This is a genomic window from Nocardia sp. GTS18 (genome assembly GCF_013839555.1).
GTDB lineage: Bacteria > Actinomycetota > Actinomycetes > Mycobacteriales > Mycobacteriaceae > Nocardia > Nocardia rosealba.
Map to the genome: position 1 here is coordinate 198,463 of NZ_JACBIU010000001.1, position 22,155 is coordinate 220,617.

The 22,155-nt window shown below is 69.2% G+C and carries 24 protein-coding genes; 11 read left to right on the forward strand and 13 right to left on the reverse strand.

Annotated elements, in window-relative coordinates:
- Positions 1 to 16: 16 nt before the first annotated feature.
- Positions 17 to 946: an alpha/beta fold hydrolase gene (locus HYG95_RS00940; protein ID WP_255494920.1), complete on the forward strand. Its 930-nt coding sequence runs from the start codon at positions 17 to 19 to the stop codon at positions 944 to 946.
- Here the strand turns inward: HYG95_RS00940 and HYG95_RS00945 are convergent.
- Genes HYG95_RS00945 through HYG95_RS00975 form a run of 7 tightly spaced genes read right to left on the reverse strand, consistent with a single transcriptional unit; the run spans position 909 to position 7,548 of the window.
- Positions 909 to 2,057, reverse strand: a complete 1,149-nt coding sequence (locus HYG95_RS00945) for an acyl-CoA dehydrogenase family protein (protein ID WP_181696104.1) — start codon at positions 2,055 to 2,057, stop codon at positions 909 to 911. The genes HYG95_RS00940 and HYG95_RS00945 overlap by 38 nt on opposite strands.
- A 16-nt stretch (positions 2,058 to 2,073) precedes the next feature.
- Positions 2,074 to 3,219 (reverse strand): thiolase family protein, encoded by a 1,146-nt coding sequence (locus HYG95_RS00950; RefSeq protein ID WP_181696105.1) that lies wholly within the window; start codon positions 3,217 to 3,219, stop codon positions 2,074 to 2,076.
- Between the two features lie 18 nt (positions 3,220 to 3,237).
- Positions 3,238 to 4,050: an enoyl-CoA hydratase-related protein gene (locus tag HYG95_RS00955; RefSeq protein WP_181696106.1), complete on the reverse strand. Its 813-nt coding sequence runs from the start codon at positions 4,048 to 4,050 to the stop codon at positions 3,238 to 3,240.
- A complete protein-coding gene (locus HYG95_RS00960) occupies positions 4,047 to 5,276 on the reverse strand; it encodes a CaiB/BaiF CoA-transferase family protein (RefSeq protein WP_181696107.1) in 1,230 nt (409 codons plus the stop codon). Before HYG95_RS00960 ends, HYG95_RS00955 begins: the two co-directional genes overlap by 4 nt.
- Positions 5,276 to 6,043: an SDR family NAD(P)-dependent oxidoreductase gene (locus HYG95_RS00965; protein ID WP_181696108.1), complete on the reverse strand. Its 768-nt coding sequence runs from the start codon at positions 6,041 to 6,043 to the stop codon at positions 5,276 to 5,278. The genes HYG95_RS00960 and HYG95_RS00965 overlap by 1 nt, the downstream gene beginning before the upstream one ends.
- Positions 6,044 to 7,222: an acyl-CoA dehydrogenase family protein gene (locus HYG95_RS00970; protein ID WP_220138911.1), complete on the reverse strand. Its 1,179-nt coding sequence runs from the start codon at positions 7,220 to 7,222 to the stop codon at positions 6,044 to 6,046. It lies immediately after the preceding gene.
- An 11-nt stretch (positions 7,223 to 7,233) separates the two neighbouring features.
- Positions 7,234 to 7,548 carry a hypothetical protein gene (locus tag HYG95_RS00975; protein WP_181696109.1) on the reverse strand — a complete coding sequence of 105 codons (315 nt, stop codon included), beginning with the start codon at positions 7,546 to 7,548 and terminating at the stop codon, positions 7,234 to 7,236.
- Positions 7,549 to 7,704: 156 nt separating this feature from the next.
- Between HYG95_RS00975 and HYG95_RS00980 the strand changes: the two genes are divergently transcribed.
- From HYG95_RS00980 to HYG95_RS01020, 9 genes are read left to right on the forward strand one after another with little or no spacing between them, the layout of a single operon-like run.
- Complete coding sequence (locus tag HYG95_RS00980; RefSeq protein ID WP_181696110.1) at positions 7,705 to 8,238, forward strand: carboxymuconolactone decarboxylase family protein; 534 nt, start codon at positions 7,705 to 7,707, stop codon at positions 8,236 to 8,238.
- A gap of 4 nt (positions 8,239 to 8,242) precedes the next feature.
- Entirely contained in the window at positions 8,243 to 9,514 is a 1,272-nt protein-coding gene (locus HYG95_RS00985) for an aromatic ring-hydroxylating dioxygenase subunit alpha (protein ID WP_181696111.1), read from the forward strand.
- Positions 9,495 to 9,821: a hypothetical protein gene (locus HYG95_RS00990; RefSeq protein ID WP_181696112.1), complete on the forward strand. Its 327-nt coding sequence runs from the start codon at positions 9,495 to 9,497 to the stop codon at positions 9,819 to 9,821. Before HYG95_RS00985 ends, HYG95_RS00990 begins: the two co-directional genes overlap by 20 nt.
- 2 nt (positions 9,822 to 9,823) lie before the next feature.
- Complete coding sequence (locus tag HYG95_RS00995; protein WP_181696113.1) at positions 9,824 to 11,035, forward strand: amidohydrolase family protein; 1,212 nt, start codon at positions 9,824 to 9,826, stop codon at positions 11,033 to 11,035.
- Entirely contained in the window at positions 11,022 to 11,438 is a 417-nt protein-coding gene (locus tag HYG95_RS01000; protein ID WP_181696114.1) for a nuclear transport factor 2 family protein, read from the forward strand. Before HYG95_RS00995 ends, HYG95_RS01000 begins: the two co-directional genes overlap by 14 nt.
- Positions 11,435 to 12,523 carry an acyl-CoA dehydrogenase family protein gene (locus HYG95_RS01005; RefSeq protein WP_181696115.1) on the forward strand — a complete coding sequence of 363 codons (1,089 nt, stop codon included), beginning with the start codon at positions 11,435 to 11,437 and terminating at the stop codon, positions 12,521 to 12,523. The genes HYG95_RS01000 and HYG95_RS01005 overlap by 4 nt, the downstream gene beginning before the upstream one ends.
- A 3-nt stretch (positions 12,524 to 12,526) precedes the next feature.
- Positions 12,527 to 13,321 carry an acyl-CoA dehydrogenase family protein gene (locus HYG95_RS01010; protein WP_181696116.1) on the forward strand — a complete coding sequence of 265 codons (795 nt, stop codon included), beginning with the start codon at positions 12,527 to 12,529 and terminating at the stop codon, positions 13,319 to 13,321.
- Complete coding sequence (locus HYG95_RS01015; RefSeq protein ID WP_370465631.1) at positions 13,318 to 13,893, forward strand: TetR/AcrR family transcriptional regulator; 576 nt, start codon at positions 13,318 to 13,320, stop codon at positions 13,891 to 13,893. Before HYG95_RS01010 ends, HYG95_RS01015 begins: the two co-directional genes overlap by 4 nt.
- A 36-nt stretch (positions 13,894 to 13,929) precedes the next feature.
- Positions 13,930 to 14,799 (forward strand): acyl-CoA thioesterase II, encoded by an 870-nt coding sequence (locus HYG95_RS01020; protein ID WP_181696117.1) that lies wholly within the window; start codon positions 13,930 to 13,932, stop codon positions 14,797 to 14,799.
- A gap of 10 nt (positions 14,800 to 14,809) precedes the next feature.
- Here the strand turns inward: HYG95_RS01020 and meaB are convergent, their stop codons facing one another.
- The 5 genes from meaB to HYG95_RS01045 all read right to left on the reverse strand — a co-directional run bounded on the left by meaB (position 14,810) and on the right by HYG95_RS01045 (position 19,939).
- Positions 14,810 to 15,706, reverse strand: coding sequence for a methylmalonyl Co-A mutase-associated GTPase MeaB (meaB, locus tag HYG95_RS01025; protein WP_181696118.1), 897 nt, complete (start codon positions 15,704 to 15,706; stop codon positions 14,810 to 14,812).
- A gap of 104 nt (positions 15,707 to 15,810) precedes the next feature.
- The gene (locus HYG95_RS01030) at positions 15,811 to 16,578 is read right to left on the reverse strand and encodes an enoyl-CoA hydratase/isomerase family protein (protein ID WP_181696119.1); all 768 of its coding nucleotides are present in this window, start codon (positions 16,576 to 16,578) and stop codon (positions 15,811 to 15,813) included.
- Between the two features lie 2 nt (positions 16,579 to 16,580).
- Positions 16,581 to 17,669: an acyl-CoA dehydrogenase family protein gene (locus tag HYG95_RS01035; RefSeq protein ID WP_181696120.1), complete on the reverse strand. Its 1,089-nt coding sequence runs from the start codon at positions 17,667 to 17,669 to the stop codon at positions 16,581 to 16,583.
- Entirely contained in the window at positions 17,656 to 18,558 is a 903-nt protein-coding gene (locus HYG95_RS01040; RefSeq protein WP_181696121.1) for an acyl-CoA dehydrogenase family protein, read from the reverse strand. Before HYG95_RS01040 ends, HYG95_RS01035 begins: the two co-directional genes overlap by 14 nt.
- Positions 18,536 to 19,939: a class I adenylate-forming enzyme family protein gene (locus HYG95_RS01045; RefSeq protein ID WP_181696122.1), complete on the reverse strand. Its 1,404-nt coding sequence runs from the start codon at positions 19,937 to 19,939 to the stop codon at positions 18,536 to 18,538. Before HYG95_RS01045 ends, HYG95_RS01040 begins: the two co-directional genes overlap by 23 nt.
- Positions 19,940 to 20,034: 95 nt before the next feature.
- On the opposite strand from HYG95_RS01045, the gene HYG95_RS01050 reads away from it, so the two are divergent.
- Positions 20,035 to 21,033: a ferredoxin--NADP reductase gene (locus HYG95_RS01050; RefSeq protein WP_181696123.1), complete on the forward strand. Its 999-nt coding sequence runs from the start codon at positions 20,035 to 20,037 to the stop codon at positions 21,031 to 21,033.
- Between the two features lie 41 nt (positions 21,034 to 21,074).
- Here HYG95_RS01050 and HYG95_RS01055 read toward each other — a convergent pair whose 3' ends face one another.
- A complete protein-coding gene (locus tag HYG95_RS01055; protein WP_220138961.1) occupies positions 21,075 to 22,064 on the reverse strand; it encodes a CoA transferase in 990 nt (329 codons plus the stop codon).
- Positions 22,065 to 22,155: the final 91 nt, after the last annotated feature.

Consider the following 22,155-nt stretch of genomic DNA (forward strand, 5'->3'; position numbering starts at 1 on the left):
ACGAACGGAGACTGCCTTGACCGAATCCATCGGCACGCGAACAGGTCTGCTCGGGCCTGGCGACGAAGCGCCCGTCAGCACCCATGCCGTGGAGGTCGACGGCATCCCGATGTCGGCGCTGCTGGCCGAGGCGAGCGACCCGCGCGCCGTCATCGTCGCCCTGCACGGCGGTGCGACGACCTCGGCGTACTTCGATTGCCCCGGCCACCCGCGACTGTCGCTGCTGCGCACCGCGCCCGCTCTCGGGTTCACCGTGCTCGCCCTTGACCGGCCCGGCTACGGCAGCTCCGCGCCGTTCGCCACCGAGATCTCGGCCGCCGAGCGGCGCGTCGATCTCGCCTACGGCGTCGTCGAGCGGTTACTGGGCGCGCGGCCGCTCGGTGCCGGGGTCTTCGTCCTCGCGCATTCGGCCGGGTGCGAGCTGGCGGTGCGGATGGCCGCCGACGTTCGCGGCGCCGACCTGCTCGGTGTCGAGCTGTCGGGCACCGGCCGTGAGCACCACGCCGACGCCGTCCGCGTGCTGTCGGTGGCCGGGCAGGATCGGGGTGCCCGACTGCGCGAACTGCTCTGGGAACCGAGTGCCCTGTATCCCCCCGAGATCTTCGGCGGCGCGGCGATCGCGGCACGCGGCCCGATGTACGAGGCCACCATGATGCCGACCTGGACCACCCACGACTTCCCGCGACTGGCCGCCCGGATCACGGTGCCCGTGCAGCTGACCGTGGCCGCCCACGAAAGAGTCTGGCGCACCGACCGACTCGCGCTGGCGCAGATGCTCGCCCTGTTCGCCGGTGCACCGCGCGTGGTGCTCAACGAACAGACCGACAGCGGGCACAACATCAGCATGGGGCACTCCGCGACGGCCTATCACCTGAAGGTGATGTCGTTCGTCGAGGAGTGTGTCCTCGTCAGAGACCGAGCGATTTGGCGACGATCACCTTCATGACCTCGCTGGTCCCCGCGTAGATGCGGGCCACCCGGGCGTCGGTGTACAGCCGTGCGATCGGATATTCGGTCATGTACCCGTATCCGCCGAACAGCTGCAGGCACCGGTCGACCACCCGGCCCTGCATCTCGGTGGTGAACAGTTTCACCCGCGCGGCGTCGGCCCCGGACAGTTCCCCCGCCACCAGATCGAGCACGGCGCGATCGACCATGGTCTGGGCGGCCTCGAGTTCGGCCGACATCGCCGCGAGCTCGAACTTGGTGTTCTGGAACGACGCGACCGAAATCCCGAATGCCTTGCGCTGCTTGACATACTCGATGGTGGTGCCGATCGCGGCTCGCGCCTGTGCCACCGAGCCGACGGCCACGGTCATCCGTTCCTGCGACAGATTGCTGCCGAGATAGCCGAAGGCCGCGCCCTCGGCGCCGAGCCGGTTCGCGACCGGCACCCGGACGTTGTCGAAGGACAGCTCGACGGTGTCCTGCACCTTGCAGCCCATCTTGTCCAGCACCCGGCCCCGCTCGAAGCCGGGCATGCCGTCCTCCACGACGAGCAGGGTCAGGCCGGCGCGCCGATCGAGTGCGTCGGTCGAGGTCCTGGCCACCACGATCACCAGGTCGGCCAGTAACCCACCGGTGATGAAAGTCTTCGCGCCGTTGAGCACGTAGTCGTCCCCGTCGCGGACGGCGCGAGTGCTCATCCCCGCCAGATCCGAGCCGGTGCCGGGTTCGGTCATGGCGATGGCCGTCAGCAGCGTCCCGTTCGCCAGACCGGGGAACCAGCGTTCGCGCTGCTGGTCGTCGGCATAGGACAGGAAGTACGGCAGGATGACGTCGAGCTGGGTGCGCACCGTGCTCAACGTGACGAGTGCGCGCGCCGCCTCCTCCTGCAACACCGCGTTGTAGCGGTAGTCGCGCAACCCGGCGCCCCCGTATTCCGGTGGGATAGCGACGCCGAGAATGCCTGCCGCCCCGAGCTTTTCGAAGACCGAGCGGGGCATCTGCCCGGCCTTCTCCCAGTCGGCGTAGTGCGCAACGACCTCCTTCTCGATGAACTCCGCGGCCAGCCCGCGGAAGGCTTCGTGGTCCTCGGTATAGATTTCCCGGCGCACCGATGTCTCCTTGTGGTCAGGCCGCGGATTCGACGACGGTGGCGTTGGCGGTGCCACCGCCCTCGCACATCGTCTGCAGGCCGTAGCGAATGTCGTTGTCGCGCATGTGATGGATCATGCGCACCAGCAGTCCCGCGCCGGAACCGCCGAGTGGATGACCGAGGGCGATCGCCCCGCCGAGCGGATTGACCAGCCCGGGGTCGGCGCCGGTTTCGGCGAGCCAGGCCAGCGGCACCGACGCGAACGCCTCGTTCACCTCGAACACCCCGATGTCGGACAGGGCGAGACCGGCTTTGCGCAGCACCTTCTCGGTCGCCGGAATCGGGCCGGTGAGCATGAGCACCGGGTCGGCGCCGGTCACCGCGCCCGCGCGATAGCGCCCCAGCGGGGTGAGGCCGAGTTCGCGGGCGCGCTGCGGCGTGGTCACCAGGATGGCGGCGGCGCCGTCGGAGATCTGGGAGGAGTTGCCCGCGTGGATCACCCCGTCCGGGCGGAACGCGGGCTTCAGCGCGGCCAGGGTGGTCGGGCTCGTCCCCCGGCGCACACCTTCGTCGGCGGCGACGGTGCCGCCGTCGGTGACCACCGGCACGAGCTGGCCGTCGAACGCGCCACTGTCCTGGGCGGCGGCCGCACGCTCGTGCGACAGCGAGGCGAATTCGTCGAGCCGCGCCCGGGAGAGGTTCCACTTCTCGGCGATCAGCTCGGCGGAAATGCCCTGGTTGAAGGAGAAATCGTCATAGCGCGCAAGGGCTTTCGGTCCGTACGGCGCGCCACCGGCTTTCGCGGCACCCAGCGGTACCCGGCTCATCACCTCCACACCGCCGGCGACGACAACGTCCTGCTGTCCCGACATCACCGCCTGCACCGCGAAGTCCACCGCCTGCTGACTCGAGCCGCAGGCCCGGTTCACGGTGGTACCGGGAATGCTCTCGGGCCAGCCGGCGGCCAGCACCGCGTAGCGGCCGATATTGCTCGATTGGTCGCCCACCTGCGAGACACAGCCCCAGATCACGTCGTCGATCACGACCGGATCGATACCGGTGCGCTCGATCAGCGCGGTGAGCACCAGCGCCGACAGATCCGCCGGATGGGTGCCCGCCAGCCCGCCGCGCCGTTTTCCCCACGGTGTACGGACCGCTTCGACCACTACTACCTCGCGCATGGGCGCTCTCCGTTCGATCTATTGATGGTGGCGATCCGGCCGCCGCTCGACTGCCCAGCGACCGGTGAAGTTCGGTTCCCGGCCCGCCGCGAAGGCGGCGAACGCCTCCGGTGCGTCGGCGGTCGCGAGATTGATGCCCTGTACCCGCGCCTCGTTCGCGACCGCGTCGCGCAGGGTGCGGTCGGCGCCCTCGTTCAGCAACGCCTTGGTCTGGGCGAGGGCCACCGGCGCCCCGGCGGCCAGCCGTTCGGCCAGCCGCACCACGAAGGCGTCGATGTCCGGTTCGGGCGCGATCCAGGTGACCAGGTTCAGCGCCTTCGCCTCGGCGGCGTCGATGGTCTCGGCCAGCAACGCCAGGCGCTTGGCCTGCTGCAACCCGACGAGTCGCGGCAGCAACCAGGAACCACCGAGGTCCGGCGAGAGCCCACGCCGGGTGAAGATCTGCGAGAACCGTGAATCCGGTGTCGCCACCACGAGATCGCAGCCGAGCGCCAGATTCCAGCCTGCCCCGACCGCCACCCCACGCACCTTGGCGACAGTCGGCATCGGCAGCTCGTGCAGCAGCAACGCGACCTCGGTGAGCACCCGCATCCGGTACACCGGGTGGCGCGGATCCGGGGCGGAGATATCGGCTCCCGAGCAGAACGCGCCGCCCGCACCGGTGAGGACGAGCACGCGGACATCCGGGTCGTTGCCCGCCGCGTCGAGCGCCGTGCACAGGGCCGACCACAGTTCGCTGTCGATCGCGTTCTTGCGTTCGGGGCGGTGCAGTGTCAGCGTGCGCACCCCGTTGCGATCCCCGGTGAGCAGGACCTGTTCGGTCGTCGTCACCGGGGACCGACCGTACCTGTACCGATGAGCCCGTACACCCCGAGCAGTGCGATCTCGTCATCGGTGAGACCGATCTCGGCGAGCACGGCGAGAGTGTGTTCACCCAGTGCGGGCACCGCGCCCATCGGCGGCTCGAAACCGGCGATGATCGGCGGCGGAAGCAGCGACGGGATCGGGCCCACCGGAGTGTCCACGGCGCGCCAGCGGGCCCGGTCGGTGAGCTGGGGGTGGACGAGTACCTCGGCGGGTGTGTTGTAGCGGGCGTTGCCGATGCCCGCCGCGTCGGCCACGCGCTGGATGTCGGCCAGATCATGGTCGGCACACCAGGCGCGGATCTCTGTGTCGAGCAGGTCGCGGTGGCGCACCCGGTCGGGGTTGGTCCGCAACCGTGCATCCTCGGCCAGGTCCGGCCGGTTCATCAGCGCACGCGAGAACCTTTGCCATTCCCCGTCATTGGTGGTGCCAAGCACCACCGTCTGGTTGTCGCGGGTGGGGTAGGCGCCGTAGGGTGCCACCGCGGGCGAGCTCATGCCGAGCGGTTGCTGTTCGATGCCCGAGTGCCGGGTGTAGGTCAGCTGGTAACCCATCACCTCGGCCATCGTGTCGAACAGGCTGACACTCACCGCCGACCCACGGCGACCACCCTGTGCACGGGCGTACAGCGTGGCCAGGATCGAGATCGCCGCATACAGACCCGCACTCACATCGGCCACCGGCGGACCCGGTTTGGCGGGCGCACCGGCCAGCCCGGTCACCGCGCACACCCCGGCCTCGGCCTGGACCAGCAGGTCGTAGGCGCGCTTGCCCGACAGCGGCCCACCCGCACCGAAACCGTCGATCTCCACCGCGATCAGATCGGGGTGGTGTTCGGCCAGTTCGGCGGGAGTGATGCCGAGCCGCGCGGTGGCACCGGGCGCCAGATTCGACACCAGCACATCGGCGTGGTCGAGCAGCCGGTGCAGGACTTCCAGTCCGGCAGCCGATTTCAGGTTCAGCGCCACCGATTCCTTGCCGCGGTTCACCCACACGAAGTGCGCGGCCAGGCCCTCGACCACGTCGTCGTAGTGCCGCGCGAAATCACCGCCGTCCGGATTCTCCACCTTCAGTACCCGGGCGCCCAGGTCGGCGAGGGTGCGGGTACACATCGGCGCCGACACCGCCTGCTCGAGCGCCACCACCGTGACACCCGCGAGGGGCGCAGGCCGCGCGGTGTGGTGCTCGCCCATCACATCACCATGCCGCCGTCCACCGGCAGCACCTGCCCGGTGACGAACGAGGCGGCATCGGAGGCGAGGAAGACGAACGCGCCCGCCACCTCGTCCGGTTCGGCCCAGCGCCGCAACGGGATCCGGTTCAGCATCTGCGGTGCGAAACGCTCGTCGGTGCGCAGGGTGCTGGTCATCGGTGTGGCCGCGAGCGGGGCGAGCGCGTTCACCAGGATCTGTTTGCGGGCCAGCTCTCGCGCCAGCGATTTCGTCACGCCGATGAGCCCGGCCTTGGCCGCCGAGTAGTTCACCTGCCCGAGGGTGCCGACGATGCCCGCCGACGAGGTGACATTGATGATGCGGCCGGTGCCGTCGGTCGCGAGCCTCGGCAGCGCGGCCTGGGTGCAGCGGAACGTGCCGAGCAGGTGGATGTCGAGCAGCCGGCGCACCGATTCCTCGGTGGTGTCGGCGAACATCGCGGGATCGGTGACCCCCGCGTTGTTGACCAGGATGTGCAGGGTGCCGCCCGTCAGCTCCGCCGCGGCCGCCACCGCCGCCTTCGCCGAGGCCCGGTTGCGCACGTCGAGAACCGCGCTGCGGGCGATGCCGGATGCGGCGACGATCTTGTCCGCGACCGCGGCCGCACCTGCCCCGTCGAGGTCGGTGACCAGCACCGACGCACCCGCCTCGGCCAGCGCACCGGCGACGGCGGCGCCGATACCGCCCGCCGCACCCGTCACGAGTGCCGAGCGTCCGGTGAGGTCGAAACGTGTTGTCTTGGTGGTCATTCAGTAGCTCCTCGGCATTCCAAGCGTGTGCGATCCCAGGTAGTTCAGGATCATTTCCTGACTGATCGGCGCGATCTTCATCACGCGCGCCTCGCGGAAGTAGCGGGCGACGTTGTATTCCTCGGCGTAGCCCATCCCGCCGTGGGTCTGCAGGGCCCGGTCGGCGGCGGCGAAACCCGCTTCGGCGCACAGGTATTTGGCCGTGTTGGCCTCCCGGCCGCAGGGCCTGCCGTTGTCGTAGAGCCAGGTGGCCTTGCGCAGCACCAGCTCGGCGGCGTCGAGGTGGGCCAGCGAATCGGCCAGCGGGAACTGGACGGCCTGGTTCATCCCGATCGGCCTGCCGAACACCTCGCGCTGGTTCGCATACCGCACCGCGCGGTCCACCGCCACGCGGCCGATGCCGAGCGCCTCGGCGGCGATGAGCATGCGCTCGGGGTTCAGGCCGTCGAGCAGGTAGCGGAAGCCCATCCCCTCCTCGCCGACCCGGTCCTCGACCGGAACGCGCAGGTCGTCGATGAACAGCTCGTTGGAGGTGACGGCATTGCGGCCCATCTTGGCGATCGGCCGGATCTCCACGTGGGCGCGGTCGAGATCGGTGAGGAACAGGGTCATCCCGTCGGTCTTCTTCTCGACGTCCTCGTACCGGGTGGTGCGGGTGAGCAACAGGATCTGTTCGGACTCGAGGGCTTTCGAGATCCACACCTTGCGCCCGTTCACCACGTAGTGGTCGCCGTCGCGCCGGGCGAAGGTGCTGATGCGGGTGGTGTCCAGGCCCGCGCCCGGTTCGGTGACCCCGAAGCACACGTGCAGGTCGCCGGTGGCGATCCGGGGCAGCGTACGGCGTTTGAGCTCCTCGGAACCGTGCACGACCACCGGGTGCATGCCGAAGATCGACAGGTGGATGGCGCTGGCGGCGTTCATGCCGCCGCCGGAGCGCGCGACCTGTTCGAGCAGCAGCGAGGCCTCCGTGATGCCGAGGCCGTGCCCGCCGTACTCGGGTGGGATCGTGATGCCGAGCCAGCCGCCGGCGGCGACGGCGTCGTAGAACGCGGTGGGGAATTCGTGTGCCTGATCCCGCTGCATCCAATAGGTGTCGTCGAACTTCTTCATCAGCTCGGCCACGGAATCGCGGATCAGCTGCTGGTCCTCGCTGAGCGCGAAGCTCATTCCCCCTGACATGCCCGTTCCCCTCAGTCCGAGGCGGGCAGCGCTTTGGCCGCTTTGATCGTCATCGGCTCGCCGTCACAGCTCAGCGCGCCCGAACCCGGTGCGGTACAGAGCACTTCGACGCTGTCGGTGGCGTCGACATAGCGCTTGCCGAGCAGGGTGACCGCCGCGCCGCCCCCGACGGCCGGCGCGGCGGTGACGGTGGTCGCGGCGACCATCGGGCTCGCACCGCAGGCGAGCACGGGGATCCGGTCGGCAGGCACCCGGATCACCACGACCCGCGTGCCGCAGACGGTGCTGGCGAGTTGATCCCCGGGACGCAGTGGCGCTGCCGTCATGATGGATCTCCCTTCGATGAAAGTGTCGTTCTCGTCAATTGAAAGTTAGCTTCTCACCCGGAGAGAATCAATGGGGCGTTGACTCGGTCGGCAACTCATGGAAACCTTACAGTTCAAATCTGAGAATGTAATTCTCCTACCCGAGAGGCGGAATCGATGCGGTTACCACCGCTGCCGGCGGACCGTTGGGACGACCAGGTCCGTGGCGCCCTGGCCGGGATGATCCCGCGCGAACGGCAGCACCCGGCCGGCGCCGGAAACGCGCTGGCCACCCTGGTCCGGCACCCCGACCTGACCCGGGCCTACCTCGGTCTCGGTGTGCACCTGCTGTTCCGGTCCACGCTGCCGCCCCGGGTTCGCGAGCTGGCGATCCTGCGGGTCGCGCACCGGCGCGGCTGCGCCTACGAGTGGGACCACCATGTGGCCACGGCCGAGGCCGTCGGGCTGACGGCCGCCGACATCGCGGCGGTCGAGGGCGGACCGAGCACCGACGAATTCGATCGCGTGATCCTCGACGCCACCGACGAACTCGATGCCACCTCGAACCTCAGCGACGCCACGTGGGCCGCGCTCGGCACCTGGCTCGACGAACGGCAGTGCATGGACCTGGTTTTCACGGTCGGCGGCTACTGCATGGTCGCCATGGCCTTCAACACCTTCGGCGTCGAAGTCGAACAGACGGAAAGGTAAACCCTTGCCCCACTTCACCAAACCGGCCGCGGGTAGCTGGACGGAGCACTACCCCGAACTCGGTACCGAGCCGGTCGACTACACCGACTCCATCGATCCGGCCTTCTACGAGGACGAGCGCAACGCCATCTTCAAGAAGAGCTGGCTCAATGTCGGCCGCGTAGAACGGCTCCCGCGTGGTGGCAGCTACTTCACCAGGGAACTCGCCTGTGTGGGCACCTCGCTCATCATCGTCAAGGGCACCGACGGTGTCGTTCGCGCGTTCCACAACATCTGCAGGCACCGCGGCAACAAGCTGGTGTGGGACGACTTCCCCAACGAGGAGACCTCGGGCACCTGCCGCCAGTTCACCTGCAAGTACCACGCCTGGCGCTACAGCCTCGACGGTGAGGTGAACTTCGTCCAGCAGGAGAAGGAGTTCTTCGACCTCGACAAGCAGCTCTACGGCCTGAAATCGGTGCGCTGCGAAGTCTGGGAGGGATTCGTCTTCGTCAATCTCGACGAGGACGCACCGCCGCTGACCGAGTATCTCGGCCCCCTGATCACCGGCGTGCAGGGCTACCCGTTCCACGAGTTCACCGAGGTCTACAGCTACCGCGCCGAGATCGGCAGCAACTGGAAGCTGTTCATCGACGCCTTCGCCGAGTTCTACCACGCACCGATCCTGCACATGAAGCAGGCGGTGAAGGACGAGGCCGACAAGCTGGCCGGTGTCGGCTACGAGGCGCTGCACTACCAGTTGCAGAGCCCCCATTCGATGATCTCCTCGTGGGGCGGTATGGCCCCGCCGAAGGATCCGAAGATGGTCAAGCCGATCGAGCGGGTACTGCGCAGCGGCCTGTTCGGGCCGTGGGACCGCCCCGATATCGACGGTCTCGACACCCTGCCCGAGGGGATCAACCCGAGCGGCCACCGCGCCTGGGGCGTGGACGAGTTCGAGATCTTCCCCAATATGTCGCTGCTGTTCTGGGCGCCGGGCTGGTACCTCACCTACCACTACTGGCCGACGGCGGTCGACCGGCACATCTTCGAGGCGAACCTCTACTTCGTGCCCCCGAAGACCGCCAGGGACCGGCTCGCGCAGGAACTGGCCGCCGTCACCTTCAAGGAGTACGCGCTGCAGGACGCGAACACCCTCGAAGCCACCCAGACGATGCTGGCCACCCGCGTCGTGTCCGATTTCCCCCTCAACGATCAGGAGATCTTGCTGCGCCACCTGCACAAGGTCGCCAAGGACAAGGTCAAGGAGTACCGAGATGCCGCTGCTGCCCACTGAATTCGCCGATCTGGAACGCTTCGCCGCGTGGGCGCTGCCCACCGAACCCGAGCGCTACGCCAAACGTCTGGCCTCGGGCATGCCCGAGATGCAGGACTTCTACGACACCGCGTTCCCCCGGCTGGAGGACGCGATCACCTACTGCGACAAGTTCCCCCTGGCCGATCTGCCCGCCGACGCGCGCGCCCTGATGCATCTGATGCAGGCGCTGGTGAATGTGTCCTTCCCCGTGGAGGTCTGGAAGCAGGCGCGGGTACCCGACAGCGGCGCGGCCATGGTGGAACTGATCCGGGAGCCGGTGGTCTGACCGTGCTGACGCTGCTGGCAGCGGGGCTGCTCGACATCGACGCCGGAGAGATCGTCCGGCCCGGCGTGGTGCGGATCGAGGGCGACCGGATCGTCGGTATCGGCGGCGAACCGGAGGGCGAGGTGATCGAGCTGGGTCCGGTCGTCCTGCTGCCGGGCCTGATGGATATGGAGGTCAACCTCCTGATGGGCGGGCGCGGCGAGACCGGGCTGGCCTCGAGCGTGCAGGACGATCCGCCGCTGCGGATGCTGCGTGCGGTGGGCAATGCCCGCCGCACGCTGCGCGCGGGTTTCACCACCGTGCGCAACCTCGGCCTGTTCGTGAAGACCGGTGGCTATCTGCTCGACGTGGCGCTGGGCAAGGCCATCGACGCGGGCTGGGTCGACGGCCCACGGATCGTGCCCGCCGGCCACGCCATCACCCCGACCGGCGGGCATCTGGACCCGACGATGTTCGCCGCGTTCGCGCCGCACGTGCTCGACCTCAGCATCGAGGAGGGCATCGCCAACGGTGTCGACGAGGTGCGCAAGGCGGTCAGGTACCAGATCAAGCACGGTGCTCAGCTGATCAAGGTGTGCGTCTCGGGCGGGGTCATGTCGATGACGGGCGCTCCTGGGGCACAGCACTATTCGATGGAGGAGCTGCGCGCCATCGTGGACGAGGCGCACCGGCGTGGACTGCGGGTGGCCTCGCACACCCACGGCGCCGACGCCGTGCGCGCCGCCGTGGAGGCCGGTATCGACTGCATCGAGCACGGTTTCCTGGTCGACGACGACGCCATCGCGCTGATGGCCCGGCGCGGCACCTACCTGGTGCCGACCACGCGCCTGGCCGATGCCATGGATGTCTCGAACGCGCCGCCGGAACTGCAGGCCAAGGCCGCGCAGATGTTCCCGCGCGCCCGCACCTCGGTGCTGGCCGCCTACCGGGCCGGGGTGAAGATCGCCGTGGGCACCGATGCCCCGGCGATACCGCACGGCCGCAACGCAGACGAGCTGGTCGCGCTCGTCGAGCGTGGCATGAGCCCGTTGGCCGTGCTGCGCGCCGCGACCGTCACGGCCGCCGAACTGATCGATGTCACCGACCGGGGCCGGCTGGCCGAGGGTCAGCTCGCCGACATCATCGCGGTCCCCGGCGACCCGCTCCAGGACATCACCGTCACCCAGCGGGTGCGGTTCGTGATGAAAGGTGGAAAAGTCCATGTCCACAAGTGACGATGTGATCGCGCTCGAACAGTTGCTCGCGCGCTACGCGGTGACCATCACCCAGGGCGATATCGAGGGATTGGTCTCGGTCTTCACCCCCGACGGAACCTACAGCGCCTTCGGCGACACCTATCCGCTCGACGAGTTCCCCGACCTCGTCGCGGCGGCACCGAAGGGCTTGTTCCTCACCGGGACTCCGGCCCTCGAGATCGACGGCGACACCGCCTCGGGCACGCAGCCGCTGTGCTTCGTCGAGCAGTCGACCCACGACATGCGCATCGGCTACTACCGCGACACCTATGTCCGCACCGGAACGGGCTGGCGGTTGCGTACCAGGGCCATGACCTTCATCCGCCGCAACGGGGACCACGATTCCGGCCGCCCGCACGCCTTCCACCGACCGAGTGCGTGAACCGCGACGACTTCCGGGCCGGGCTGCGGGCCTGGCTCGACACCAACGACCTCTCCCCCGGCGCGCACCGATCGCTCGACGACCAGGTCGCGCAACTGGCGAGAGTGCGGCGCGCGCTCTACGACGCGGGCTGGATGCGCTACGGCTGGCCCGTCGAGGTCGGCGGGCTCGGTGGCAGGCCGGTGCTGCGGGCGATCCTCGGCGAAGAGGTCGCCGCACGCGATCTGGCCGAGCCGGGGATCTTCTCGATGATCGAGGTCCTCGCCCCGACGATGATCTCCTACGCCCCACCGGAGTTGGCGGCGCGGATGGTGCCACGCCTGCTCAGTGGGCGTGAGCAATGGTGTCAGGGATTCTCCGAACCGGGCTCGGGCAGCGATCTCGCCTCGTTGCGCACCAAGGCCGAGCGACGCGGTGAGCACTGGGTGATCTCGGGCCAGAAGGTGTGGACGAGCCTGGCCCAGTATGCGCAACGCTGTGTGCTGTTGACCCGCACCGGAATCGGGCACGACGGGATCACCGCGTTCTTCGTCGACATGGACTCCCCCGGCATCACCGTGCGGCCGTTGCGCACGATGCACGGCATCGACGAGTTCGCCGAGGTGTACTTCGACGATGTGGTCGTGCCCGCCGACCGCATGCTCGGCAGGCCGGGCGACGGGTGGCGGGTGGCGATGGATCTGCTTCCGCACGAACGCTCCACGTGCTTCTGGCATCGGATCGCCTACCTCTACACCCGGCTCGACCAGTTGCTCGCACAGGCGAGCGAACCCGACGATGCCGAACTCGGCGCCGTATATCTCGCGCTGCACACCGTGCGCTGCCGCTCGCTGGCCACCCAGGAGCGGCTCGACGCGGGCGCGGTACTCGGGCCGGAGACTTCGGTGGACAAGGTGCTGCTCGCGACCGCCGAACAGCACCTGTTCGACACCGTCCGCGAACTGTTGCCCGGTGTCGTCGAACTCACCGATTCGCCGTGGCGCCCGGAGTTTCTGTACTCGCGGGCCGCGACGATCTACGGCGGCACCGCCGAGATCCAGCGCAACATCATTGCCCGGCGACTACTCGACCTGGGCAAGGAGTGATTCATGGATGCCGCCGATCTCGATCTGCTCGCCAGCACCCTGCGCGCGGCGATGACCGGTGCGACAGGTGAGGACCTGTACGCCGCGCTCGTCGACCTCGGCTGGCACGAGATGCTCAGCGAGGCAGCCGATTCCGCTGTGCCGCTGGTGTTCCGGCTGCTCGGGGAGACAGGCGCGCACGCCCCGCTGCTCGACGACGTGATCCGCGCGCAGGGCGGCCTCCAGCACGCCGCTGCCACCGGACCGCTCACGTTGCCCTACGCCGGCGGACGCTGGGTGCGCTGGGAGCGGGCCGACTCGACCGACAGCGCGCTCCTCGATCCCGACCTGCCGTTGCGGGAGATGTCGACGGGTGGCGCGGTTCCTCTCGCCGCGGGCCGGGTCGCGGTGGGTTGGTGGCTGACCGGTGCGAGCCGGGCGATGCTCACGCTCGCCCGAACGCACGCGCTCGATCGCGTCCAATTCGGCCGTCCGATCGCCTCGTTCCAGGCCGTCCGGCACCGGCTAGCCGAAGCCTTCGTCGCCGTCGAAGGAGCCGAGGCCACCCTCACCGCGGCCACCGGCGATCTCGGTTCGGCGCTGGCCAAGGCCGCGGCGGGCCGGGCCGCGCTGGTAACGGCTCGGCACTGCCAGCAGACGCTCGGCGGTATCGGTTTCACCGCCGAGCACGCCTTGCACCGCCACATCCGGCGGGTACTCGTGCTCGACGGCTTGCTCGGCAGTTCCCGTGAACTCCTCCGCGAAGCCGGTGCGACCATCCGGGTCGCGGGCACGGCGCCACGGCTGGTGGGGCTGTGAGCGAGCGGGTGCAGCGATTTCTGGACGCGGCGCTGGCGATCATCAGTGAGAACGGCAGCACGGATTTCACCGTGCAGGAGGTGGTCGAGCGTTCACACCAGTCGCTGCGCACCTTCTATCTGCAGTTCGACGGCAAGAACGCGCTGCTGCTCGCCCTGCTGGAGAACGCTCTCGGCCGGGCGGCCGAGCGGATCCGGGCCGCCGTCGCGGCCGAACCGGATCCGCTCGGGCGGCTCGCGGTCGCCGTGCGGCTGCTGTTCGCGCTGTGCCGCGACGATCCGGGCGGGCGGGATCCGCTGTTCACCGATTTCGCGCCGCGGCTGCTGGTCACCCATCCCGCCCACGTCGAAGCCGCGCATGCCCCGCTGCTCGGCCTCTTCGTCGAGCTGGTCGGCGACGCCGCCGCGGCGGGCGCGCTGCGGCCCGGCCTGAATCCCCGCCGGATCGCGGCGATCACGATGCAGACCGTCATGTTCACCGCGCAGGCCGACGGCGCCGACGAGTCCTCGCTCACGCCCGAGGAAGTCTGGGAATTCTGCACATCCGGTGTCAGCACTGCGGCGAGAATGTAGTTCTCTCCGGGAGAGAACTTCAATTACACTGAATGTATGGACGATCTCTGGAACCCCCTGCTCGAATGCCTGGACCTGCGCCCTCCGGAATCCGACACCGGCACAATGAATCTCCCGCCTGGCCTTTTCGACGGGGTCCATCTACCCCTCACCTATCGAAGGCTGTTCGGCGGGCAGATCCTCGGGCAATTCGTCCGCGCGGCGGAGCTCGCCTGCCCGGACAAGACGGTGAAATCGATCCACACCCTGTTCGCCAAGGAGGGCCGTTACGACGAGCCGCTCCGGTACGAAGTGGCCCGTCTGCACGAAGGCCGCTCGTTCGCGAGCCTGGCGATCACGGCCACACAGTCCGGGCGGCTCGTCGCCGGCGCCTCGGTGTCCATGCACATCGAGGAGGAGGGTCCGCAGCATCAACGGGTCGACGGCATCGCCGACCTACCCGGCCCCGAACACCGGGTGCGCTTCGACCTGTTGCCCTGGGAGACGCGCGCCGTCGATGACCTCGACGCCACCACGGCGGAACCACCGGAGTACGAATTCTGGATGCGCACACCGGAAGTCGGCGTCGAACTCGCCGCCGCGCTCACTGCCTACGCCACCGACCTGACCCTCATCGGCACCGCCCTTCGCCCGTTCGAGGGCGTGAATCAGCGCGGCAACGGCACGGTGTTCACCTCCGCCGTCACCGCTCACACCCTGTGGTTCCACCGGCCGTTCCGCACCGACGACTGGCTGCTGCTGCGTCAGCACAGCCCGCTGCTGGCCCGAGGTCGCTGTTTCGGTCGTGGCGACGTGCTCACCGCGGCAGGCGAACTCGTGGCGTCATTCGCACAGGAAGCGCTCCTGCGCTTCGACAGTGCTGCCGCACAACAGTTTTCGCCGGAAAGTGCGGCACAGTCCGTGTGAGGACGACCGGTCACCGATCCTGGTCTACGGCGGCGGCCAGCAACCGCTCGGCCGCACTGTAGGCATCGTCACGACCCGTCGCGACGGCGGCGGCGAGTTCGTCCAGACCCGGATGGGCCCGCAGCCGCGACTGCGCGAGGGACAGAATCTGCGCACGCGCCCGTGCGGCACCCCGCGCGGCGGAATCGGCGCGGTGATGGACCTCGATCGCGTCGATCAACGCCTCGATTCCGGTGCCACGGGCGGCGATCAGCTGCAGGATGGGCAGACCGGTCTCCAGGTGGAGTTCCCGGGCGGTCTGCTCCGCCCCGTCGCGGTCGGCCTTGTTCACCACCAGGATGTCGGCGACCTCGAGCAGTCCCGCCTTGGCCGCCTGAATCGCGTCTCCCGCACCGGGATTGAGGATCACCACCGCCGGATCGGCGACGGCGGCGATCTCGATCTCGGACTGCCCCACCCCGACCGTCTCCACCAGGATCACGTCGTAACCGAGCGCGCCGAGCAACCGGATCGCCGCGGGCACAGCCGCCGCGAGCCCGCCGAGGTGCCCGCGCGCGGCCACCGAGCGGATCAGCACGCCCGGATCGCCGATATGCGCGGCCATCCGGATGCGATCACCCAGCAGCGCACCACCGCTGTAGGGCGAGGAGGGATCGACGGCGAGCACCGCCACGCGCAAACCCCGCGCACGATAGCCGGTGACCAGCGCCGCGACGGTGGTGGACTTGCCGACGCCCGGTGGCCCGGTCAGCCCGATCACCCGCACCGGCACCGGCTCGAGTCGGCTCAGCACCTGTGCGCGGTGTGCGCTCTCCACCAGGCTGAGCAGGCGTCCCGCCGCGCGCACCGAACCGGTGCGCGCCAGCCCGATCAGCTCGACGATGTCCTCGGGCAGGTCGCCGTTCATCGACTCCTCCTCGTGCCGCGGTCGTTCTCCGGTCGTCCAGGCGGACGCCGTTCGGCACCCTCGGTCATGCGCCGGTTCATGACGTGCCTGAGGCACGGGTTCCGCTATTTCTTTCCGGCCGTGAGGCGTTCGATGGTCGCGTGGAAATCGGCGGTCTGGAACGACAGGTCCTCGGCGGTGGTCGCGTAGTCGAGACTGGCGAGCACCGCGCGTTCCAGATGCAGATTCAGTAGGCGCTTGGTGCTCTCCACCGCCTGCCTCGGCAACGCGAGCATGCGCTCGGCACAGGCCAGAGCTTCGGCCATCGGGTCGGCGACCACGTGATTGACCAACCCCATCTCCCTGGCCCGTTCGGCCGGAATACGCGCACCCGTCAGCGCGAATTCCTTGGCGAAGAGCAGGCTGGTGTGCAGCGGCCAGGTGAGCGGGCCACCGTCGGCCGCGACCAGCCCGACCTGGACGTGCGGGTCGGCCAGATACGCCGTCTCGGCGATATAGACGATGTCGCTGAGCGAGACCAGGCTGCAGCCGAGGCCGACCGCGGGACCGTTGACCGCCGCGATCACCGGAACGCGACAGCGCGCCATGCCGAGCACGATGTCGCGGCCGTGCGCGATCGTCTTCGCCCGCAGCTCGGCGTCGCGGCTCAGCTCGGCGAGATAACCGAAGTCACCACCCGCCGAGAAGGCCTTCCCGCTGCCCGTGAGAATCGCGACGCGGGCGTCGCGGTCCTCGCCGAGGCGCGGCCACAGGTGGGCCAGACCGGTGTGCAGATCGTCGTTGACGGCGTTGAGGGCGTCGGGGCGGTTCAGCGTGATGATCCGCAGCGGCCCCTCGGCCCGGACGTCGATCTCGACGGGCAGGTCATACATGGTCAGGCTCCCAATCCGAGAATGCGCGAGGCGATGATGTTCTTCTGAATCTGTTCGGTGCCACCCATCACGCTCTGCGCGCGGCTGTAGAGATAGGCACCGAGCAGCTCGGGGTCACGGGTGCCACCGACCGCGAGGGCCGCGTGGCCGACGGACTGTTCCACCCAGGTCATGAGCAATTTGTCGAGCGAGCCCTCCGGCCCGTGCGAGACACCGTCGAGCTGTTCGGACAGCCTGCGGCGCACATGCAGGCGCAGCATCTCGGTCTGCACCACGGCCCAGGCCAGCTCGGCGGGCAGCGCGCCGGTGGTGCGCGCCGCGAGCCGGCGCACGAGTTTGCCGTAGCGGGCGGTGTAGCCGAGCGTCGACGGTTCGCGCTCGTGCCCGACCACCGTCATCGCCACCGCCCAGCCGTCGCCGGGCGCACCGACCATCTGATCGGCGGGCACGCGGGCGCCGTCGAACTGCACCTGGCCGAACTCGGTGGTGATCCCGCTCATCATCCGCAGCGGCAGCTGCCGCACGCCGGGCTGCTTCATCGAGACCACGAAGGCCGAGATGCCTTTGTGCCGTGGCACGTCGGGATCGGTGCGCGCCAGCAGCAGGCACCAGTCGGCCACATCGGAGTAGCTCGTCCAGATCTTGTGTCCCCGAAGGACATACGAATCACCTTCGCGGGTGGCGGTGGTCCGCAGCGACGCCAGATCGGAGCCCGCCTCCGGTTCGCTGAACCCCTGGCACCAGCGCTGGGTGCCGTCGATCATCCCGGGCAGGAATCGACGGCACAGTTCGGCGTCGGCGTGCCTGCCGAGCCCCTGGATCAGGTAGCCGAGGCTGGGCCGGGGTGGCGCACCGGCACGCGCGAGTTCTTCGTCGAGGATCACGTCGTAGACCGGCGGCAGGTCGTGGCCGCCGTATTCGCGGGGCCAGGACAACCCGAAGAACCCGGCCGAATACAGCGCCCGGTGCCATTTTCCCTGGGTGGCCCAGTATTCGTCGCCGGAGGTCGGGAACTGCCCGGCGACCTCGGCCAGCCAGCCGCGCAGCCGATCGCGGAATCGCGCTTCCTCGGGCGAATCACGAAAGTCCACTGTCGATCTCCTCCAGGCTCGTGGCGAACAGCTCGGTGGAGGTGAGCGTCCGCCGTAGGTGCAAGTGCGCCAGGCACTCCCAGGTGTTTCCGATGCCGCCGTGCACCTGCACCGCCGTCTCGCAGACCGTGCGCGCCGCGCGGGCGCAGTACAGCTTGGCGATGACGGCCGCCCGCACCGCCTCGTCGGGAGACAGCTCGTCGACCGCCCATGCCGCGTGCCGCAGCACACTCACCGAGCCTTCGATCAGCGCCAGTCCCTCGGCCAGTAGATGCGCTACCGCCTGGTGGGAGCCGATCGGCTTGCCGTACTGCACACGGACTTTGGCGTACTCGGTGGCGAGTGCGTGGGCTCCGCGTGCGGCGCCGACCAGGTCCGCGCAGGTGGCGACCAGCGCGAGCGATCGCCACTGCGCGGCCTGGGCCGGGGACAGCTCGGCGAGCAGGGTCGGTGCGCCCGTCAGTTCGGCTTCGGGCCGGGTCGGATCGGCACCGGTGGCGACCGGGCCGATCGCGCTCGACCAGATGGTTTCCTCCCGCAGCACCAGGGCGTGGGTGCTGCCGCGGGCATCGACCGCGCGACCGTCGACGGCGACCGTGCACAGCGCGTCATCGGCTGACGTGGGCCGGATGTCGTCGACCAGCACCGGGCCGAGGAACGCCACGTCGACCAGCCCGCGGCCGAATTCTTCGGCCACGATCGCGACTTCGACACCGGAGGCGCCGTCGGAGCGCAGCGCGCGCCATCCGGTCCGCGCGACCGCCTTGTCGAGCCGCTCGACGCGCGCCTCGTCGGCGAGGTCGTGCACGGTGCCGGGGCCGAGGTCGGCGGCCAGGTCGGCGGCGGCATCGCGCAACTGCCGCTGTTCAGAGGTCAGCCGGACGTCCATGACGCTCCTTCAGTTCTCGGCGCAGCACCTTGCCCGAAGGCAGACGCGGGATTTCGGGGACGAACACCACTCGGCGCGGACGCTTGTACGAGGCGAGGCGGGTGCCGACCAGGTCGACGAGTTCCTCGGCGGTGACCGCGCCGTCGACGAGCACAGCGGCGACGATCTGTTCGCCGTCGGCGGCGTCGGGTTCACCGAACACCGCGCAGTCCAGGACCGCCGGATGACTGTGCAGCACGGATTCGACCTCGGCGGGCGCGACCTGGAAACCGCGCACCTTGATCATCTCCTTGAGCCGGTCGGTGATCCGTAGCCAACCGTCGCTGTCCAGGTAGCCGACGTCGCCGGTCCGGTACCAACCGTCGGCGTACGCGGCCGCAGTGGACTCCTCGGGCAGATACCCGGCCATCAACGACGGTGAGCGGGCCTGGATTTCGCCGATCTCGCCGGGTTCGACCTCGGCTCCGGTGATCGTCGAGACCACCCGGATCTCGACGCCCGGCACGGGTCGGCCGACGCTGTCCAATCGTGCGCCGTCGAGCGGGTTGCAAGCGATCACCGGGAGCTCACTGGCACCGTAGGCGGGCACCCAGCCCACGCCGGTGCGACGGGTGACCGTCTCCGCGACACTCGCCGTCACCGGGGTGGCACCCCACATGATGTAGCGCAGCGAGGACAGATCGTAGGACTCCAGGTCGGGGTGGGCGGCCAGCGCGAGCGCGATGGGGGCCACCGCCATCTCCACCGTGATCCGGTCGGCCTCGATGTGGCGCAGCATCCGGTCCAGCTCGAAACGGCGATGCAGCCGCACCCACGCACCGGTGCGCAGCGCGAGCACGATGTTGAGCAGACCGAGGATGTGCGAAGGCGGTGTCACGATCTGGATGCGGTCCTCGGCCCCGAATCCGAGTGCCGTGCGCCAGTGCCGCACCGCCGCGTCGAAGGATGCGTGCGTGTGCCGGACCGCCTTCGGCAAACCCGTTGTGCCGGAACTGAAGACGAGCACCGCATCCGACTCCGGAGCAGGCGGCGGAAAGCTCGTCGAACCGGGCGCGATGGGCCGGTCGAGCGAGAGCATGGGCATCGCCTCGGCCAGCACCGGCTGATCGCCGACGGCGTGGGCGGGTCGGGTGACGGCCAGCGCGTGCCGCACGTCGTCGCGTTTCCAGGCCGGGCTCAGCAGCACCACCGCCGCACCGGTCAGCCAGATCGCACCGACCGCGACCACGAACTCCGGCCGGTTCGACGACATCAGCGCGACCCGATCACCCTGGCGCACACCACGTTCGGTCAGCGTCTCGGCCAGTCCGGCGGTCAGCGCGTCGAGTTCGGCGTGGGTGTAGTGCCGATCGTCGAAACTCAGCGCGATCCGGTCGTTCATCTCGCCTCCACGGCCGGGATTGAGAAGATCCCATCTCGCGAGAGAGAATAGTATTCTCTTTCCATAAGAATCTTCATACCAGAAGGAGCCGGTCCATGGCGAGAACTCCCCTGTTCCAACGGGCGACGGTGACCCGGATCATCAAGGAGACAGCGGATGCCCGCACTTTCGTCCTGGCACCGCACTCGGGTCCGATGCCCTATCTGGCCGGGCAGTTCTGTACCTTCCGGGTGCGGGTCGACGGCACCGAGCTGTTCCGGTCCTATTCCATGTCGAGCGCGCCCGAGACCGACGCCGAGCTCATGACAACGGTCAAACGAGTACCCGGCGGCGCGGTGTCGAACTGGCTGATCGACCGGGTCGGTGAGGGCGACGAGGTCGAGATCAGCAGGCCCGCAGGGCGTTTCTGCCTGCGAGCCAGTTCCGGCGCGCTGCTCGGGTTCTGCGGCGGCAGCGGCATCACGCCCATCCTGTCCCTGACCAAGAGCGCCCTGGCCACCACCGATCGCCGGGTGCGGCTGCTGTGCGCCGACCGGGACCGGGCGTCGGCGATCTTCGATTCGACTCTCGACGATCTGGTGGCGCGCTATCCCGGCCGGCTCGAAGTGACCCGGCATCTGGATGCCGAACGCGGACTGCTGGATCCGGCCGCCGTGCGCGCCTTCGTCGGTCCCGACGTAGCCGCCGACAGCTATCTGTGCGGTCCGGAACCGTTCATGGCGATGGTCGAGGACGCGCTGCCCGGGCCCGGCCAGGTCTACAGCGAGCGGTTCGGCACGACCGAGCCGGTGCCCGTCGCCGAACCCGCGCCCACCGCCGCCGCGGGCACCGTCACGATCATCCTCGGCCGCACGACCACGACCGTGCCGCGCAATGCGGGCGAGACGCTGCTCGAGAGCGCGCGGCGCGCGGGCTTGACGCCGCCGTTCTCCTGCGAAGCGGGCAACTGCGCCACCTGCATGGCCGTGCTCACCCGTGGTTCGGCGACGATGCGGGTGAACGACGCGCTCACCGACGACGAGGTGGCCGACGGCTATGTCCTGACCTGCCAGGCCGTTCCGGACAGCGACGAGACGACCGTGCGCTACGAGTGAGCGCGACGGCCTCGGGATCTCCTCCCGGGGCCGGGGTCGGCTCAGATGTTGTGTTCGCCCAGGCGCGGCGGCGGTCCGTAGCGCGGTGTTTGACCGGCGATCCGGATCGGACTGCCGACCAGGCGGTGCTCACCGGCGTCGACGAGGACTTCCGGTGTGGCCGCCAGCGCCTCGGGCAGGGTTCGCACCGCGGCGGCAGGCACGCCGAGCGGGCGCAGGCGCGCTTCCCAGCCGCGCGCGGAGTCGGCGGCGAGTGCGTGGGTGACGGCCGCCAGTACCTCGTCGCGCCGCGCTGCCCGCTCGGCCATAGTGGCGAAGCCCGCGACCTTCGCCTCCCCCGCGAAGCTCCGCCAGAACCCGTCGTGGGTGATGAACAGCGCGAGATACCCCTCGGCAGTCGGAAAGATCTGGGCGGGAACGTAATAGGTGTGCGCACCGAAGGGGCGGCGCTGCGGGGTCACCCCGTCGTTGAGGAAGGCCGAGGCGTGGTAGTTCAGCTGCGAGAGCATCACATCGCGCAGCGACACCTCCACCTGACCACCGAGGCCGGACACGATCTGGGCGAGCAGGCCGAGGGCCGCGGCCAGTCCGGTGGAATTGTCGGCCGAGGAATAGCCGGGCAGGGTCGGCGGCCCGGCCGGATCCCCGGTCAGCGCGGCGATTCCGGTCGCCGCCTGGATCACGTAGTCGAAGGCGGGGTCGTCACCGGCCGACAGCCCGAAACCGGTGATCGCCACGCACACGATCTTCGGGTTCCACCGCCGCAGCGCGGCGTAGGTGAGGCCGAGTCGGTGGATGGCCGAGGGCTTCAGATTCACCAGCAGCGCATGGGCATCGGTCACCAACTCACCGAGCTGGTCCTGCCCCTGCGGCGTGGTCAGATCGAGGCAGATACTGCGTTTGCCCCGGTTGAGGCTGGCGAAATAGCTGTCGCCGACCTGCCGCGAGATGTCGCCGCCGGGTGGTTCGAGTTTGGTGACCTGCGCGCCGAGATCGGCCAGCAGCATGGTGGCGTACGGCCCGGCCAGCATGGTTCCCACCTCGAGGATCCGGATACCGGCCAGCGGGCCGTCGGTTCGCGCCGCGTCGGGCCGGTCGCGGGTGCCACCCGCCTCGCCGCGC